Source organism: Micromonospora sp. II, from assembly GCF_001709195.1.
Classification (GTDB): Bacteria; Actinomycetota; Actinomycetes; order Mycobacteriales; family Micromonosporaceae; genus Micromonospora; species Micromonospora chalcea.
Map to the genome: position 1 here is coordinate 18,840 of NZ_LYXF01000036.1, position 15,890 is coordinate 34,729.

The window sequence follows — 15,890 nt, forward strand, 5'->3', positions numbered from 1 at the left end:
CAACCCGTGGACGCCTGTCCGCTGGTGGTGTTCGTCGTGTCTCCTGGCACCGCCGAGAGGGCGGCTAACGCCGGAGGGCGGAATCGTGGTGATGCCACTTCCCGCCGATGGGTCATGTCCTTTCACGCTCGTGGTTTTGGCATCGAGGCCGGCACGGGTGGGGAGGCTGGGATGTCGGCATCCGGCGGGTTGCCGCAGGCTGCCCCCACCCGTGGAGATCAGCGAATCCGGGCCATCGTGGACGGCATGCAAAGGCCGTCCTGGGCCGCTTAGCGGATTCGGGGGTCCGGCATGGCGGCCGGTGTGATCGAGAGTCGGCGGGGCGTGGCCCGCATCAGCGGCAGGAAGGCCGCTCGGCATCTCCAGAATCGAGTTCAGCGATCCGGCAGGAAGGCCGCGCTGGCGCGCTCGACGACGCCAGAGTAGCACCGCGTACCGACACGTCAACCCGAAGTAATGCCGGAGCCTGAGAGGTCATCCGGCCACCCGAGGACGCGCTCGGTGATTACGCCTCGCAGGGTGGCCCCGTCCCACCGGGCCCCGGTTACGTCTGTGCGTCCGTACTCCGGATCGTGTGTTCTCACGTAGGTGAACTGCGCGTACGAAAGATCCGCATCGCGCAGGTCGGCTCCCCGCAGATCGCAGCCAGCGAAGTGAGCACCTCGAAGAGAGGCGCCCCGAAGGTCGACGCCCCGGAAGTCGCAGAGCTTAAAGGAGTGCCTGTCCAGGGTGCGATGCCGAAGATTGCGACCCGCGAACGATTGTCTCGTCGCGCCGGGCAGGATGCTCATCCGCGAACCGTAGCCCGATCGCCCGTTGCCGAACCATCGGCTTTCTACGCGCTCACATGCGACCCATCAAGCGGTGCAGGCGCCGGCCGCCGGCGCCGGCCGCCGGCTTGTTGGGAGGACTTTCTGTACGTCTATCAAGGCGGCCCGCAACGGGCCGCACGCGCCGCCGCCTGGGCGCGCGCCAGCCGCTGCCGCTGTCGCTCTGCGGCCGTCACGCCGGATGCCCGGCGGCTGGCGCGGATGGCGGCAAGCCCAGAGGGCCGCCGCAGAACGACAGGCCGTTGACCGAAGATGTGGTGGGCCGGCAGCCGGCCGGGCCGCGCAGTCACGAGCCCGCGCGGCGCAGGGGAGCGCACGGCCGGCCGCGTCGGCGAGCTGGCGGCAGTCGCGGGGTTGCGGTTACTGCGCCTCCGGCGGGGGCGCTCAGGCTCCAGGATGGCCGGGACCGTCGGCGGGTCGCGGTCCGTGGGTGGTTGCGAGTAGGCCATCCCGCCTGCCATCGACCCGCGCAAGCCGAGCAGACCGCCGCCAGGAGGGCGGGTCGACGGCAGACAGTGATGGCTTCGCTCCGAGGGAGTGCTGGAACGGCCACGCTAGACGTTGCCGCGCGTACCGAAGGCACTCCCCATTGTGGTCCGTTGCCGGTAGCCTGAAGCTCCAGCGCACCAGGAGGTCTCTTGGATCACTCGACGGACCGAGCCCCGTGGAGCGCCTCCACCAATTCGCCGTGCTGCCTCCACATGCGACTCGATGCAAAGTCCCACCGAGAAGGGGACTTCAGATGAAGAGCGCTCCAATACGGTTTGCGACAGATATCCTTCGCCGGCTCGGTGAGGAACTTAACCCGAATATCGACCAAGGCATCCTTGAGCTAGTCAAGAACGCCTACGACGCAGACGCGGCCACCTGCACTGTCTATCTGAACTCTATAAGTCAGGCAGGCGGTTCAATCGAGATTCGCGACGACGGCGATGGCATGGAGTTGGACGACATCCTTCATGGCTGGCTAGTCCTCGGTAGATCTCGCAAGAGAACGGCCGCCCGGACGCGAAAGGGTCGCATCCCCGCAGGCAACAAGGGGCTCGGCCGGCTAGCCGCGCTTAGGCTCGGCCGCACGGTGGAAATGGTCACCAGGCCACGTCAGACGGATAACGAGTATGCAGTCGAGATCGACTGGCACGAGTTTGACAATGCAGCGCTGGTGGAAGATGTCAATGTATCCGTTGTATCGCGGCCCCGCTCCTCAAGAAAGGCCGGAACCACTGTCCGGATCACAGACCTCGGCGGCCCGATCGGAAGAATGGAAGTCAAGAGGCTTGCCAGATCCCTCATTTTGTTGGCGGACCCTTTTTCCGATGATCCCCGCGCTTTCCGGCCAGTGTTGCGCTCAAAGGAGTTCCAAGACCTCGCCGAACTCGTCGAGCGCCGCTATTTCGACGATGCCGAATATCATCTGGTAGCAAAACTGCGAGACGGGAAAGCATCCGCGGCGGTAGTTGATTGGCGGGGCAACGTCCTCTTCGAAGGGGACCACCAGGAGTTATCAATCCGCAGGGAGTCTCCAGCTTATAACGCCCCAAATGCTGATTTCGACTTGTGGGCCTTCATTCTAAATAGCCAAGCATTCTCCACCAGAAGCACAACCGTCCACGAGGTTCGCAGCTGGATTGATCAATTCGGTGGAGTCCATCTATACCTGAATGGACTCCGCGTCGGCTCCTACGGCAACGCCGGGAACGACTGGCTGGACATGAACCTCCGCCGCGTACAGAGCCCAGAAGAGCGCCCAAGCACCAACACCTCCATCGGTAGAGTGTCCGTAACAGACGTATCAGGGCGACTAGCTCAGAAGACGGACCGGTCAGGTTTTATCGAGGACCACACCTTCGAGGAGCTGCGCGCTTTTGCGCAGGATTCGCTCGAATGGATGGCGCGACGCCGGCTCGCAGCGGCGGAGGCGCGCCGGCGGCGGGAGCGGAAAACTACTCAGACTCGAACCCAGCGCTCAAGAGCAACCCTCAAGGAGCAGATTGAGCGGGCTCCAGCAGAACTCAAGACAGAGTTGAATATAGCGCTACAAAAGTACGACCGAGAGCGGCAACGAGAGACAGATGCACTCCGACGCGAGGTACAGCTTTACCGAACTCTTAGTACGGCCGGGATCACTGCGGCCACCTTCGCGCACGAGAGCGGGGGAAATCCCCTCAAGGTGATCGGGCAGTCTGTCAATGCAATTGAACGTCGCGCCAGGCGTGAATTGGGCGAAAAATATGACGTACTCGCGGATCCTGTCTCAAGTATTCGCAATGCTTGCTCCACCTTGGGAGTTTTGTCGACTGCAACGTTGCGACTAATTGATGCGGACAAGCGGCGACTCGGTCGGATCGATCTACACCAAGTGGTCCAACAAGTGCTGGCGACGTTCGCCCCCTTCCTCGATGATCGAGAGGTTGAGCTAGAGGTGGACCTCGCACCTGGCCAACCCTATATGCGAGGCACGGATGCTGCGATTGAGTCCATTCTCACCAATTTCCTGAACAATAGTCTCACCGCCTTCGAAAGTAGTACTGATCACGAGCGGAGGATGTTGGTACGGACCGAGGTTGTTGAGGACGTGTGGCACCTTACCGTTGCTGACAACGGCCCAGGTATCGAGGGCGTCAAAGTTCGCGACATTTGGTTGCCCGGACAGACATCTCGACCCAACGGCACGGGGCTTGGATTGACGATTGTCAGAGATGCAGTTTCGGACCTAGGTGGGACCGTCAACGCAGAGCCGAACGGCGTGTTGGGGGGAGCCTCCTTCGTGGTCGAGTTGCCGATACTGGGGGTCTAGGCGTGGCCGTTGAGTTATTGAGCAGGCAACTAAGTCGTGTGGCGATTGTCGATGACCAGCCGGAAAGCAGGAAGAGTTACAGCTACACGGTAGAAGACGCCGAGTTAGAGCCTGTCGCAGAAGATGGCCCACTTGGCTCATTGGACGACTATCTCCGCAGCCGACATATCAGCCAATACGCTGACGCGGCGTTGTGTGATTATAGGTTGGGCGGCCGCGCCTATGCTTCATTTTCTGGCGCACAGCTAGTAGCTCGTTGGTACAAAGAGAACTTTCCGGCCCTGCTCTGCACTCGTTGGGAGAAGGCTCAGATCGAACACATTCGGCCTTATCGCCGATGGATACCGGTCCTGATGACTCCGGACGAACTTACGGTAGATACGCTGATGGATGGCTTGAAAGAATGCTTGTTCGAGCTAAATGGCAACTTCCGTCCGCATCGGCGGCCGTGGCGTACACAGGTCCACTTCCTCTCCAAGGACGACGACCAGAGGAACACCTATTTCGCTGAGATCCCTGGCTGGGAACGGAACGACGTAATTCGAGTCTCGTTGACCGACCTGCCGCAGGAGGTGGCCACGATGGTTCGCGATGATTGGCGTTGTCATGCACGGGCCAATTTGGGAGCTGAATCTCCCGAAGAGTTGTACCTGTGTGATTGGGAGACGCGTTGAATTCCGATGGGCCCAAGTCCGTAGGATCCCTCACTATTATCGACGTCGGCCACGGTAGCTGCGCCGTTATTGCCGGGAAGGACAGCGCTGTTCTAGTCGACAGCGGCCCTAGCGCCTCGGTTTTGGAGTATCTGCTGGAGCAGGGGATCCGCATCATCGACACCGTGGTTTTGTCTCACGCGGACAGCGACCACATCAGGGGCCTGGTCGCATTGCTCGGGGCGGACGACTTTGAGGTTCGTCGGGTGCTCCTGAACACTGACTCCGCCAAGAGCAGCGAGATTTGGCAAAGCCTTGCTTACGAAGTGGACGATTGTAGACGCAGACATCAGCTCGATCTTCAGGTGCAGCTGCGTGAAGGAGATGAGATCTCGGTCGACATTCCAGGCGTCGAACTGTCGGTTCTGGCGCCGAGGGATCGGCTGGTGATGCTAGGGCCAGGAGCGCGGGATCATTTGGATCGCCGTCTTACCTCCAATTCGGTCAGCGCGGTAATATTGGTCAAGGTCGAGGACCGACGGCTCGCGTTAATAACGGGAGATCTTGACGAGATTGGTTTTGACCACCTCCGGGACACCAGGCAAGACCTCTCCGCAGAAATTCTTGTGTTTCCACATCACGGCGGTCTGTCAGGCAGCAACCCCGTCGACGCCGGGCTATTTGCTTATCAACTTGCACAAGCGGTTCGCCCTCGGCAGGTGGCTATCTCCCTTGGACGGGGCCGCTATCCCAATCCTCGGCCTGAAATCGTTGAAGGCATACGCACGGGGGCGGCGGAGGCCCGTGTTGCTTGTACTCAGCTATCCGGCGAGTGCTGTCCGAAGATTCCGAATGTAAGCGCCACGCATCTGTTACCTCTCTATGCTCGCGGCCGCCGTGACGGGGTTTGTTGCGCCGGCACCATGAGGGTTGACCTAGGACACGATGATGGCTTGCTGCCGAAAGCCGATGGGCACATGGATTACATCCGACAGGTCGCACCCGCCTCCGCGCTTTGTACCCGAGTTCTACCTCAGCAACGTGACGCCGGCAGTGCCAAGTACGCCGACAGTAAGGACGGACACGCGGGAAAGGGAGGTTGACGATGCAGAATCGGCCGCCAGCAGCTCCTACGCCAGCTTCTCGCAATGACCTTGGCTTGGCATCGCGGCCGATTTAGCCGTTATCTAGGGGCTGTACTTGAGCATTCAACCCAGGCGGTGGGAGTAGCAACCGCGACCAGGGCATCGATCTTCTCTTGTTCGGGTAGCGCCAAGGGCTGGCCGCTTCCAAGACTGCTCAAGGTCTCCTCGTTCGGGAATCGCATAGAGCGGAGATCCGTCGCATTCACCTGTGTGTGGCCGGAGAAAGTCCGGAAGGCGCGGTCAACGAAGGTACTGTTGAGCCAAAGGCTCAACCCTACTGCCAAGTCACGGCTCAGCCCTGCTCCGTCCGAGTGAATGACGTTGAGGTGGTTTTCGAACGCTATCGGCTTATTGCCGTTGAGCTTAGGATCCCATACTGCCGCCACCACTCTTTTTCGCTCCTCCTTAGCGGAAAATCGCTTCACGACGACGTAGCATCCGGACGGCAGCAGGAGCTTCTGCGCCCCTAAATCCTTCGGTAGAAAACCTTGCGGCTTGCGAATGCCTCTAGGCCATTCAACGATCCCGCTTCGGAGATTTCCGGGGTAGACAAGTGGAACGCAGTCAGAGCATGGATCATCGCGGAGGTACTGGGTCGAGCGAAAGTCAACGACTTTTCCAGTCGACACTCGCAGCTTAAGTTCGCTGAGGCGGCAGGGCAATTTGGCCATTGTTTGAGCAAGCGCTAGATCGGTTCCTGTCGAAGGAACCCGGATGAACTTCTCCGTGTCGCCAGGCAAAACAACCTGATCATAACGAACCCGCAGGCTTACTGGACTGTCGGCATGACCGTGGCTTGAAAGGATGGTGACGTCTGCCTCTGGGCCACCCCGGGTAGCGGAGAAGACGATGTTCTCTTGAAGCACCCCCGTGTCGGAGAACACCGTAGAGCGAGACTTGAAAAGGTGGATTCTGTTCAGGGTGAGGTGTTGGAGAATGAAATGCCGGAACTCGCTGAAGTGCGGGCCGTTGGTGAAAGATTGCGGAGTGATGGCAACAAGCTGGCCATTTGGGGCTAGCGCTTTTGCCGCGAGGGCGACGAAAGCTGCGTACAGATTGGGGCAATCGACCCCCAATTTGGCCAGGGCGATTCGGTGTTGTGAAGCCGCGGAGAGCTTGCGGTAAGGCGGGTTCATGATTACTAGGTCGAAGGGCTTAGAGAGGGATGGCACTAGTTGGCGCGACGCAATATCGACAAAGTCGCCTACGACGACCTTGGTCTTTACATGGCGTCCCAGTGATTTCGCCGTCTTGGCCGCGTCCTCAAGTGTCGCCCTCAGCTGGGCAACGACGGCTGAATCAATCTCCACGGCAACCACTTCTAGCCGCAGGTTCGGTGACTCCTCTAGCGCCCGCGAGACAAGAGCTGCGGTCAGGGAGCCAGAACCGGCCCCTGGGTCAAGGACCCGGAGCGTGCCGGCCGCCGGCAGCGTCGGCATGGAGGCGATGAGGGTGGCGGCGCCCTGCGGTGTGAAGAACTGTCCAAGCGCTGCTTGACGGCGAGGGTCGATCAAAGCCAACGCCTGGGTTCGGCGTGCCTCTGCACGTTCGGTTAGCTCGCCTGCAACCACGGCGGTAAGGGTATGTTATGTGTCCCTGCCACCGTGTCGCAGAGCGCCGTAGACGTAGCCCACCCGGCTCCCCCGAGGGGGTTGGTCTGCGGACGGCGGCGGGACGGCTGTGTACGGCAACGCTGACAGCAACCGCGCCGGACAGCGGCACGCTGTGGCGCACTGGCAGGGACTAGGGTCGAGCGTGCAGCCGTTCCCGGACGTGTGTGGACGCGATGTACAGAACTTGTAAGCGAGATGTCTTCGCTCCTCGGCTCCCTCATCTCCTCATCTCCTCACGCTGCTGCCGATTTCCTCTGTTCTGGATCAAGGTGCCGCGCTCCGCGCGGCGCGGGCGGTGAGCCGGCCGGCGGCAAGCCGCCCCGGCCGCCTTCGGCGCCGGGGCGGAGAGCCACCGACTGCCGCCGGACCGCCGCCCCGAACTTCACCGATCCAGACCCAGCACGACCAAGGCTAGGCGGCACGGAAGCCGGCAGGTCGACCTGATCGAGGGCCAGGGCTTCCGACTGCCGCGCCAGTCCAACCCCGGGACTGGCTTGCCCCCGGCTACCTACGCAGCCAGCTAAGCCCGCGGCAGCCTCAGCCCGTGCTCCAGGTGCGATCAAGCCAGGGCCGACAACCTCCCGGAGCACGGGCGTTCGCAGCCCCAGAGAAGCCCTGACGGGAAAGATCGGCCTGCCCACCATCTGCCCACAACCAGTCGTGAACGGCTGTACTCAACCGGACTTGGCTAGATCAACGACAACGGCCCCCGATCAGCATTCCTGCTGGTCAAGGGCCGTGTTTGCACCTGGTGGCGGGTAGAGGATTCGAACCTCTGAAGCTTTCGCGACGGATTTACAGTGCATGCCCAATTGGGTACGACACACCGGCTTGTGCCGTTGCGGGTGCGGTGAGAAGAGGTCCCGCCCAGGTGGGTCGGGCGAGACCTCTCCCATGATCAGCTCAGGTCGGTCAGGTTGACCCGACGCTGATGCCGGCATGGCTCAGCCGTCCACACCAGTTCCTCGCGGACAGTCCCAGGCCGGACATTGCCGCCGGAGGTGTCCTGCCCCTCCGGGCCGCTTACCGCAGTTACGGTGACACCGCACTCCGGGCACGGCTCGCCCTCAACGAAAGCCATGGTCATATCGCTTCCCTTCAGCCATGGGTGGGCCGTGTCCAGTCTGAGCCACGGGTACGACAACCATGCGCATCTGGAGGCCGCGGCACATCGCGGGCTCCGATGCGTCCACGGTGTCGGGCGTCAGCGAGGCAGCGAGAAGGCAGCGCCAACCTCGATGCGAGTCGGCCACGAACGTCAACCGTTCAGGTCCGGGACCTGCTCGTCGATGCGGGCCGCCACTGGCTGCCACCAGCCGACGGGTTGAATCCGCATCCCCCAGCGGGGGCCAGCCCAACGGTGGTGGCAAAGAGCAGGCCCGGGTCGGCCCACTTGTCGGCGTCGAACCGTTCCGCTGCCTGCCGCTCGCGGTGGTGGCGAGACGAGTCGGGTCATGGTCGGACCGAGCATGTTGCGCTCTCGCTGTCCGGCACTAAGTTGAGACCCGGGATTCCGAGGAGGATTTAAGTGCCCAAGCGCGTCAACACCGGGCCGGGAGACGACCCGGACGAGTACTTCTTCGAGTGCGAGGACTGCGAGGGCGTAGGGACCATAAACGTCCCAGACGGACTTGATGAGTCGACCACTGTCAGCGGCGAGTGTCCCGGGTGCGGCGGCCTGGGCTTCTACGAAGGCGACGCTGACGATGTCGAACCGTGCAACAAGCGCTTCCACCCAAAGGGTGGGGGGCCTGATCCCGGGGCCTACTGGTACTTCTGCCGTGAGCCAAGGGGCCACGCGGGAGACTGCGATTGCCCGGCAGTTCACGAGTAGCGCCAGCGAAATGGCTGTCGACAGCAACGCTGACAGCAACCGCGCCGGACGGCGGCACGCAGACGAGGACTGGCATGAACGAGGTTCCGAGCGTGCAGCCGTTGCCGGACGCGTGCGGACGCGACGCACAGAGCTTGTAAGCGAGATGTCAGGTGCGCTGCTTCGCGCGGCCGGAGCGCTCATCGCAGCTCGTTCTGAGTCGCCCGTGAGGCATCCAAGTCATCGTCATGCAAGACGGTCTCGGGGTCTTCTGCGCCGAGCTGCGCGCGGACCGCGCGGTAGAACTCCTGGAGAGCGTCGTTGAGTCGGGCAGTCGGCGACATGGAGGGGTACTCCGCTGCCCGTGGGTCCAGGCACTGTTCGGCCCGAGCTCTCACCGCATAAGCGTGGCGAGTCACCAGCCGAGCCGCAGACTGCACCCTCAGGTTCCCCAGCAGGCGCAGCTGCTCGCACGCTACACGCATCCCTTGGTGCGCTTCGTCGAGCGCCTTCCGATGGCCGTCCTCGCTCTCGCTCCGCGACGGATGTTCTGCCAGGTGTCGCAGGGTACGCGCCGAAGCAACGAAGGCAGCGCTCCGCTCAAAAAGTGCACCGTCCCAACGAGCCCGGACCTCAGCGACCATCCGCTGGTTGTTCGTCCTCATCACAACGTAGGCCGCGATGGTTGCTGAGATCAGGCCGCCAAGGAACGACAGAACGGCAGTCACCCATTGCATGTGGTGAGTGTCGCCTTCGTCACGGACGGGGTCTAGAGAGAGGCAGCAGTGAGGCAGCAAGACCTTTCGCTGTAGGCACCAACACATGTCGCGTGCCGGTGTCGGCTACCTGCTGGTCGTCACTGTCTGACCTTCGCCGACGCCGGTCGGCAAGTTGTGTCCGCATCCCCCGACGGGGGTCGCCGAGGTTGCGTCAGCGGCCGACGCGGATGCGATCGGCGGCGTACAGCTCGCGGGAGCCGTCGGCGCGGAAGATCACGATCACCGGGATGCCCTCGCCCATCTCCAGCTCGCGCCGCTCGACAGGGGTAGGCATCCGAGCAGTGGCGGTGTCGCCCTTGAGGAGAGTCACCGTCTCGGTCGGCTCGACGGCCCGAACGAAAGTGCCGCGCGGCGGTTCCACGATCACGAGCCCTTCCGACCGGAGCAGCGCTACTGCTTGTCGGACACTCGTACGGCTCAGCCCGTACTCCTGAGCCAACCGCAGTTCGCTGGGAAGTGAAGCCCCGGGCGCGAGGTCGCCAGAGGTGATCCGGTCTCGCAGGAGGTCTGCGAGCTGCCGGAACACGGCGCGATCCGCACTCGGGTCGATCACGAAAGTGACGCTACGTGTCCAACAGCTCTACATCTTATTGTATCTACAGTCCTACGTCGTTACGGTGATGCGAGCTGCGGCATTGCGCTGAGCCGGTCTGCGGGAACACCCGCGACCTTGGTCGAGAGCCGAGGGAGGCCCGATGCCTCGTGTCTCGTACGAGGAGTACCTGATCGCCGTCGCGCTCACTCTGGCCAGGCGGCACCGGCCGGTCTGGTCATGGGAGCGATGGCGGAGGGTCTGCCGATGCGGAAGCGAGCTGCCCTGTCGTACGACGCATCGGATACCGATCAATCGAGGCCACTGGCCTTCTGAGGACGACCGGCAAGACGCCCGACCAACGAACCAGGCGGCGAAGGAGCTGCGGAGATGACGACTCACCTCCCGGTCACACCGGCTTGGAGCTGCGGCGGCTGCGGTGCCGACTGGCCCTGCCAGACGCGGCGGCGGGAGCTGCGAGCGGAGTACGACCGCGCCCCTGTCTCGATGGCTCTCTACCTGGCCGCCCAGCTCGTCGACGCCGCCCAGGACCTGGCCCACGTCCCCGCCGGCCACCTGCACCACCGATTCCTCGGCTGGACCCGATGAGCATCCTTCGGCCCGGGGACGAGAAGTTCCACTACAGCGACGGCTCCCACCGGTGGACCCCGCCAGACCTGGACTACGACCAGGAGGTCTGGGAGGAGCAGGTCCGCCAGCACAAGCAAGGCCACCTCAGAAACGAGCGCCCCAAGGTCCGCATTCAACGGCTTATCTGATGCCAGCAGTACAGCAGCGAAGTACAGCAACCGTGCCAGCCGAACCAAGCCGAGAAGCGCGCCAACAGGCCCGATGACCTCGCACCGCGCCCGACCCAGCCAGTTCGCCGGCAATCCATAGGTTCAGGGTTCGAGTCACTGGCGGCCCACTCTCTTGCAGCTCAACGGCCCCATTGTGTGGGCTCGATCTTGGCTCAGCGGTTCGCCCAGGACGAGGCGCGGGCCGCTTGCTCTGGAGGTGGTCATGCGGGCCGTCAACTTCACCCAGCTAAGGCTGAACCTGGCCGCTGAACTCGACAGCGTCATCAACGACGCCGAGGAAGTGGTGGTGACCCGCTCGGGCCACGAGCCGGTGGTCATCGTTCCGCTTGCCGAGTACGAGGCGATGAAGGAAACCGAGTACCTCTTTCGCAGCCCGGCCAACGCCGCCGCGCTGCGCCGTTCGATGGAGGAGCTCGAGAAGGGCGACGCGGCTGACTAGAACCAGTACCTCAGCCACACGGCCAAAAGCTGGTCGAGCTCATCAACGGCCTCATCGCGGACGTGATGCAAGGTTCGAAGCTCTGCCGGCCCACCACATACCGCCTCCCGGGTCCTCCGGGGTCGAGCCGAGTCGCGGGCGCCGCGGGCCGCGACCCGGCACCGCTGGTCGGATACTGGCCGTGTGACGGAGGAACTGGCTAGCAGGTCGACGCGCTGGACGATTCACGGCGAGCGGGTAGTGGACGGCAGCCGGCGCTCCCGGTTGAGCATCGCCGACGTGGAGTTGCCGGACGGGGTCCGCTTCGAGCAGTACGTGATCCGGGCGCCCCGGTCGGCCATGGTTGCCGTGCTCGACGGCCAGGAGCGCCTGTTGCTGATGCGGCGGCACCGGTTCGTATTCGACAGATGGGTGTGGGAGCTACCTGGCGGCTACGTCGATGAGGGCGAGGACGCGGCGACCTGCGCGATCCGCGAGGTCGAGGAGGAAACCGGCTGGCGCCCGGGCGCCGTGGAGCCCTTGGTGTCGTTTCAGCCTTGGGTAGCAACCGCAGACGCGGAGAACTTGCTGTTCCTTACCCGGACCGCGGAGTACACCGGTGCTCCGGTGGACGTCAACGAGACGGAGCGGGTGGCCTGGGTTCCGCTGGAGGAGACGCGGCAACTCATCTCCGAGGGAGAGATCGTGGGTGCCGGCACGGTGATCGCCGTGTTGGAGCTGATGGCGCGCAAGGCTCGGGGTGAGCTGTAGTCAGCGCCGCTGGCCGAGCGCCGCGTCGACCCGGGTGATGAACTGCCGTACTGCCGGCTTGCGGCGGTGGGGCGCCAGACCGGTCTGCAGATCGCGTAGGTAGCGGACGGCACGAGCCGACCGCAGTTGGGTGGTCAGGGTGAGCGCCTCCGCGCCGACGGCACTGGCGCGTTCCGGCTCGCCGTGGCGAGCGTGGACGCTGGCCAGCAGGGCGAGGTTGAAGGCTTTGCCGCGTACGTAGCGCTCGTCCATCTTGAGTGAGCGAGCGGCGAAGCGCTCGGCTCGGCGGTGTTGACCGAGCGCGTGGAAGCAGTGGCCGAACTTGGCCGACAGGTACGCCTCGTCGAAGTAGCCGAGCCACTGAGGATCGCTGCTGCGGTCCGCTCGGTCGAGGGTTCGCTCCGCTTGGTGAAGCGCGGTCGCGCAGTCGCGTTCGTGGAGGGCGACAGCGTGGGCATGCGCTTCCATGACCAGCGCTTCGGCAGTCAGCGCCGTGAGGCCGGCGCGTTGTGCTGTCTGCCGGGCGGCGCGGGCGAGGTCGACCCCCGTGGCGGCGTGCCCGAGGTAGGTGGCTTGATGGCTCATCGCGGCGAGGATCTCGGCACCAAGGCCGGCGTCGGCGGCCGTTCGGGCGAGGTCCAGGGCATGCGTGAGGTATCGCTGGGCGAGGCCGTGTTCGGCCATGTCGTACGCCTGCCACCCGGCGAGCTGCGTCAGTTCGGCAGCAGCGGCGAGCAGTCTGCGGCCGGTCGCCGGGTCGTACCGGCCCTCGGTCACCAGGGGCGCCACCTCGTGGTGCAGGAAGCGGGTGACGTTGTCGCGGGCATGCCCGCTGCCGTACTGGTTGTCGAGTCGCCGATAAGTGGCGGTCATCTGCCGGATCGTGTCGATGTCGGGTTGACCGACCGTTCGTCGGCCCTCTTGCTCGACGGGCTGCGCCGTGGTGGCGGTGAACCAGCGTAGGGCGGGCAAGGTGTACGCGGTGGAGCTGAACACTGTCTGGCGAAGCATGTCTCGACGGTTCACATCGCCTTCCCATAGCTGCGCGGCGGCCCGGACGTCCTCGCGCCAGGACCGGTTGGCCGGCACGTCACTGTGCCGACCGAGGGAGTGATCCGCCATGGCCGGGCGATATGACCGCAGGCAGGGCGCGAGGCCCAGCGTCATTCGAGCTTCGTCGGGCATGCCGCAGCCGTCGGCGATCCGCTCCAGCACGTCGATCGAGGTCACCCGTCGGCCGGCGATGATCCGGCTGATGTAGCCCTGCTCCAGGCCGACAGCCGCACCGATGCGAGTTTGGCTCGCGTCGGTCTGCCGAGCGAGCAGCCGGAACACGGCACCGATGTCGCGGGCCGCCAGAGCCTTGTGCATGTCCTCGCGCGACCAGAGGTCGTCGGGTATCCGGAGATTTTCCAGCAGCACAACGGCTCCCAGCGTCGTCAGACGACTACCCATGGTGGTCGGTCAGGAGCCTACGGTCGGTGTACGGGCAGGGTCGAGTCCGCTCATGTCACCGTGACATGACCAGTCGACATGGTCACCGCACCCCACTCGGCGGGACCGTCTCCGGCATGGACTTCGACGTTGACGACCCGCCGGGCGGGATGTTCGTCTACGGCTCTGAGCCGCCGGTCAGGCTCGCCTTCTCGACCTTGCACGACAGGACGGGCTCGTGACTATCCGGGGTCGCCTGTGTCCGTTGGTGCGATGGCTGTTCCGGCAACCCGATCCGGCATCACCGCCCGGAACAGGGCAGCGGTACCAGGACGCCGAGCGCGCGGCAGCGCAACAGCGCCTACTCGACCTGGCAGCGCAGCTACGACGCCCCGAAGGCAACCGTGAACCGGCGCAGGACGCGGCAGAGCAGCGATGAGCCGAAGGGCGGGCCGGACGACTCCGAGAGAACGACACGTCTCGTACGAGGACTACCTGGTCGCGACGGCACTCACTCTCGCCCGGAGGCACCGCCCTGTCTGGTGCTGGCGGAAGTGGCGACGGATCTGCCGCTGCGGAGCAGATCTGCCCTGCCGCGCCCGGCACCGAATCCCTATCAATCGTGGCCACTGGCCGGGAGAGGACGCGTCGTGAAGGACGACCTGGAGCAGGCGATCCTGGCCGTGCATGTCCGAGGGTTCGACGGCATGTGCACCGGCTGCCGCGCCTGGTGGTCGCGGCTGTCGCCGTACCCCTGCTGGCAGGTGGAATGGGCGACCAGCCGGCAGGCACGGACGATCACCGCCCGTTTCCTCGAGGGTGTGCGGTGACCACCCACGGCCCGGTCATGCCGGTCTGGAGCTGCGGAGGTTGCGATCTGCCCTGGCCCTGCCCGACACGGAAACGCGAGCTGCGCGCGGAGTATGACCGCGCTCCCGTGTCACTGGCCCTCTACCTCGGCGCCTACCTGGTCCAAGCCACTGAGGACATGCCGTGGACGCCAGCCGGGGTGTTGCACCGCCGCTTTCTCGGCTGGACCAGGCAGGCCGACTAGGTCCGGCCGACGGAGGGTGAGTTCTCGCCCGTGACGGACTTCGAGTTCCCCGTCGGCAACGCGCCCTATGTCGTCACCGCTCAGTATCCCGACGGCACCTGGTCGGGCGGTGCCGGTGTTCCCGGCACTACGACCGCGTACGCGCCGGCCCCTCCGGTGTCGGAGATCGGGACGCCAGAGGGGTCGGCCAGAGCCGGCACTGCCTGTCGATCGACGCCCCCACGCTAACGCTCGTTAGGTCTATGGTCAGCGACCATGGTGAATGCGAATCGCAATCTGGGGCTGGGGCACGGCAGCGCATTCGGCGAGCGTGGGGTGGCGAAGAGGCTCGGCACATTGGGCCGGCACACATCGCTGACCGGCCGGCGATTACTGGAGATCGGCTGCGGGGACGGCACGTACACCATGCGGCTGGTCGACGCGTTCGCGCAGATCGAGGCCGTCGACGTCCAGCAGGATCGGCTGAAACTGTTCCGGGAGCGGCTGGCCGGCGATCCGGCGGCCGCCCGGAAGATCAACGTGCGGGAGTTGTCCGCCACCGAGCTGGACTACCCGGACGGCAGCTTCGACCTGGTCACCGCCATCGAGGTGGTGGAGCACATCGATGACCTGGATGCCGCCCTGCGGCAGGTCCACCGCGTGCTCGTGCCCGGCGGCCGGTTCGCGCTGACGACGCCCAACCGGTGGTTCCCGTTCGAGACGCACGGCTTCCTGATCCGGGGCCGGCGGTACCGGCCGGCGCGGGGCCCGTTCCTGCCGTGGATCGTGCCGCTGCACCGTCGGCTCGCCGACGCCCGTTCCTTCACCGCCCGTGGCTTGTCCGCGCAGTTGCGGCGGGCCGGGCTGGAGCCGGTAGCGGTGGACTACATCATGCCGCCGTTCGACAGGTCCCGCTTCGGGCGTCGCATCCGGCCGGTGACCGACGCTATCGAACGCTCGCCGTTGAAGTTCTTCGGCATGGCCCTGGCGGTTGTCGCCCGCCGCCCGGCATGACGGTCCCACCACGGAAAGCGCCCCAGGTTTAGCAGCTTGGCGGATGGCTATGAGGGGAATCGATCCGCAGACCGACGATCGAGGAGAGAGCCGATGGCCAGCGGTGCGATCCCGTCCGACGATCCGACCCGTACCCTCGTCCATGCCCGGCCCGACGACCCCGGCCTGGCGCACCTCGCCATCGCGGGCGGCACCTACACGATCCTGGTCACCGGTGAGCAGACGGCCGGCCGGTAC

The 15,890-nt window shown here is 64.6% G+C and carries 15 protein-coding genes; 10 read left to right on the plus strand and 5 right to left on the minus strand.

Going from position 1 to position 15,890, the window contains the following annotated elements; translation table 11 throughout:
- Positions 1–443: 443 nt before the first annotated feature.
- Positions 444–791: a pentapeptide repeat-containing protein gene (locus tag A8711_RS33200; protein WP_083296988.1), complete on the minus strand. Its 348-nt coding sequence runs from the start codon at positions 789–791 to the stop codon at positions 444–446.
- A 781-nt stretch (positions 792–1,572) separates the two neighbouring features.
- Here A8711_RS33200 and A8711_RS20890 point away from each other — a divergent pair.
- From A8711_RS20890 to A8711_RS31605, 3 genes are read left to right on the plus strand one after another with little or no spacing between them, the layout of a single operon-like run.
- Positions 1,573–3,627: an ATP-binding protein gene (locus A8711_RS20890; protein ID WP_069088175.1), complete on the plus strand. Its 2,055-nt coding sequence runs from the start codon at positions 1,573–1,575 to the stop codon at positions 3,625–3,627.
- Between the two features lie 2 nt (positions 3,628–3,629).
- Complete coding sequence (locus tag A8711_RS32105; RefSeq protein WP_124778920.1) at positions 3,630–4,301, plus strand: hypothetical protein; 672 nt, start codon at positions 3,630–3,632, stop codon at positions 4,299–4,301.
- On the plus strand, positions 4,298–5,383 hold the full coding sequence (locus A8711_RS31605; RefSeq protein WP_158629866.1) for a ComEC/Rec2 family competence protein: 1,086 nt from the start codon (positions 4,298–4,300) through the stop codon (positions 5,381–5,383). The genes A8711_RS32105 and A8711_RS31605 overlap by 4 nt, the downstream gene beginning before the upstream one ends.
- 80 nt (positions 5,384–5,463) lie before the next feature.
- Here A8711_RS31605 and A8711_RS20895 read toward each other — a convergent pair whose 3' ends face one another.
- Positions 5,464–6,996, minus strand: coding sequence for a class I SAM-dependent methyltransferase (locus tag A8711_RS20895; protein WP_069088174.1), 1,533 nt, complete (start codon positions 6,994–6,996; stop codon positions 5,464–5,466).
- A gap of 1,570 nt (positions 6,997–8,566) precedes the next feature.
- Here A8711_RS20895 and A8711_RS32110 point away from each other — a divergent pair.
- Entirely contained in the window at positions 8,567–8,872 is a 306-nt protein-coding gene (locus tag A8711_RS32110) for a hypothetical protein (protein ID WP_124778921.1), read from the plus strand.
- Between the two features lie 179 nt (positions 8,873–9,051).
- Here A8711_RS32110 and A8711_RS20900 read toward each other — a convergent pair whose 3' ends face one another.
- Positions 9,052–9,588 (minus strand): hypothetical protein, encoded by a 537-nt coding sequence (locus A8711_RS20900; protein ID WP_069088173.1) that lies wholly within the window; start codon positions 9,586–9,588, stop codon positions 9,052–9,054.
- Positions 9,589–9,781: 193 nt separating this feature from the next.
- Positions 9,782–10,183 (minus strand): winged helix-turn-helix domain-containing protein, encoded by a 402-nt coding sequence (locus tag A8711_RS20905; protein WP_069088172.1) that lies wholly within the window; start codon positions 10,181–10,183, stop codon positions 9,782–9,784.
- A gap of 369 nt (positions 10,184–10,552) precedes the next feature.
- Here A8711_RS20905 and A8711_RS20910 point away from each other — a divergent pair, with 369 nt between their 5' ends.
- The 3 genes from A8711_RS20910 (at position 10,553) to A8711_RS20920 (ending at position 12,172) form a co-directional block, all read left to right on the plus strand.
- The gene (locus tag A8711_RS20910; RefSeq protein WP_069088171.1) at positions 10,553–10,771 is read left to right on the plus strand and encodes a flavin reductase; all 219 of its coding nucleotides are present in this window, start codon (positions 10,553–10,555) and stop codon (positions 10,769–10,771) included.
- A 414-nt stretch (positions 10,772–11,185) separates the two neighbouring features.
- A complete protein-coding gene (locus A8711_RS20915) occupies positions 11,186–11,422 on the plus strand; it encodes a type II toxin-antitoxin system Phd/YefM family antitoxin (RefSeq protein ID WP_069088170.1) in 237 nt (78 codons plus the stop codon).
- A 183-nt stretch (positions 11,423–11,605) separates the two neighbouring features.
- Complete coding sequence (locus A8711_RS20920) at positions 11,606–12,172, plus strand: NUDIX hydrolase (RefSeq protein WP_069088169.1); 567 nt, start codon at positions 11,606–11,608, stop codon at positions 12,170–12,172.
- On the opposite strand, the gene A8711_RS20925 is transcribed toward A8711_RS20920, so the two are convergent.
- Entirely contained in the window at positions 12,173–13,594 is a 1,422-nt protein-coding gene (locus A8711_RS20925; RefSeq protein WP_069088168.1) for a helix-turn-helix domain-containing protein, read from the minus strand.
- A gap of 416 nt (positions 13,595–14,010) precedes the next feature.
- Between A8711_RS20925 and A8711_RS33205 the strand changes: the two genes are divergently transcribed.
- From A8711_RS33205 to A8711_RS20940, 3 genes are all read left to right on the plus strand, one after another.
- Positions 14,011–14,436, plus strand: a complete 426-nt coding sequence (locus A8711_RS33205; protein WP_369830109.1) for a hypothetical protein — start codon at positions 14,011–14,013, stop codon at positions 14,434–14,436.
- Entirely contained in the window at positions 14,433–14,660 is a 228-nt protein-coding gene (locus tag A8711_RS32930) for a hypothetical protein (protein ID WP_043327471.1), read from the plus strand. The genes A8711_RS33205 and A8711_RS32930 overlap by 4 nt, the downstream gene beginning before the upstream one ends.
- Before the next feature lie 255 nt (positions 14,661–14,915).
- Positions 14,916–15,653, plus strand: coding sequence for a class I SAM-dependent methyltransferase (locus tag A8711_RS20940; protein WP_069088167.1), 738 nt, complete (start codon positions 14,916–14,918; stop codon positions 15,651–15,653).
- The last annotated feature ends 237 nt before the right edge of the window (positions 15,654–15,890 follow it).

Excerpts from the sequence above, each read along its gene's own strand:
- A8711_RS20900 (WP_069088173.1), bottom strand. The coding sequence starts at position 9,588 with ATGCAATGGGTGACTGCCGTTCTGTCGTTCCTTGGCGGCCTGATCTCA.
- A8711_RS33200 (WP_083296988.1), bottom strand. The coding sequence starts at position 791 with ATGAGCATCCTGCCCGGCGCGACGAGACAATCGTTCGCGGGTCGCAAT.
- A8711_RS20890 (WP_069088175.1), top strand. The coding sequence starts at position 1,573 with ATGAAGAGCGCTCCAATACGGTTTGCGACAGATATCCTTCGCCGGCTC.
- A8711_RS20940 (WP_069088167.1), top strand. The coding sequence starts at position 14,916 with ATGGTGAATGCGAATCGCAATCTGGGGCTGGGGCACGGCAGCGCATTC.
- A8711_RS20915 (WP_069088170.1), top strand. The coding sequence starts at position 11,186 with ATGCGGGCCGTCAACTTCACCCAGCTAAGGCTGAACCTGGCCGCTGAA.
- A8711_RS20910 (WP_069088171.1), top strand. The coding sequence starts at position 10,553 with ATGACGACTCACCTCCCGGTCACACCGGCTTGGAGCTGCGGCGGCTGC.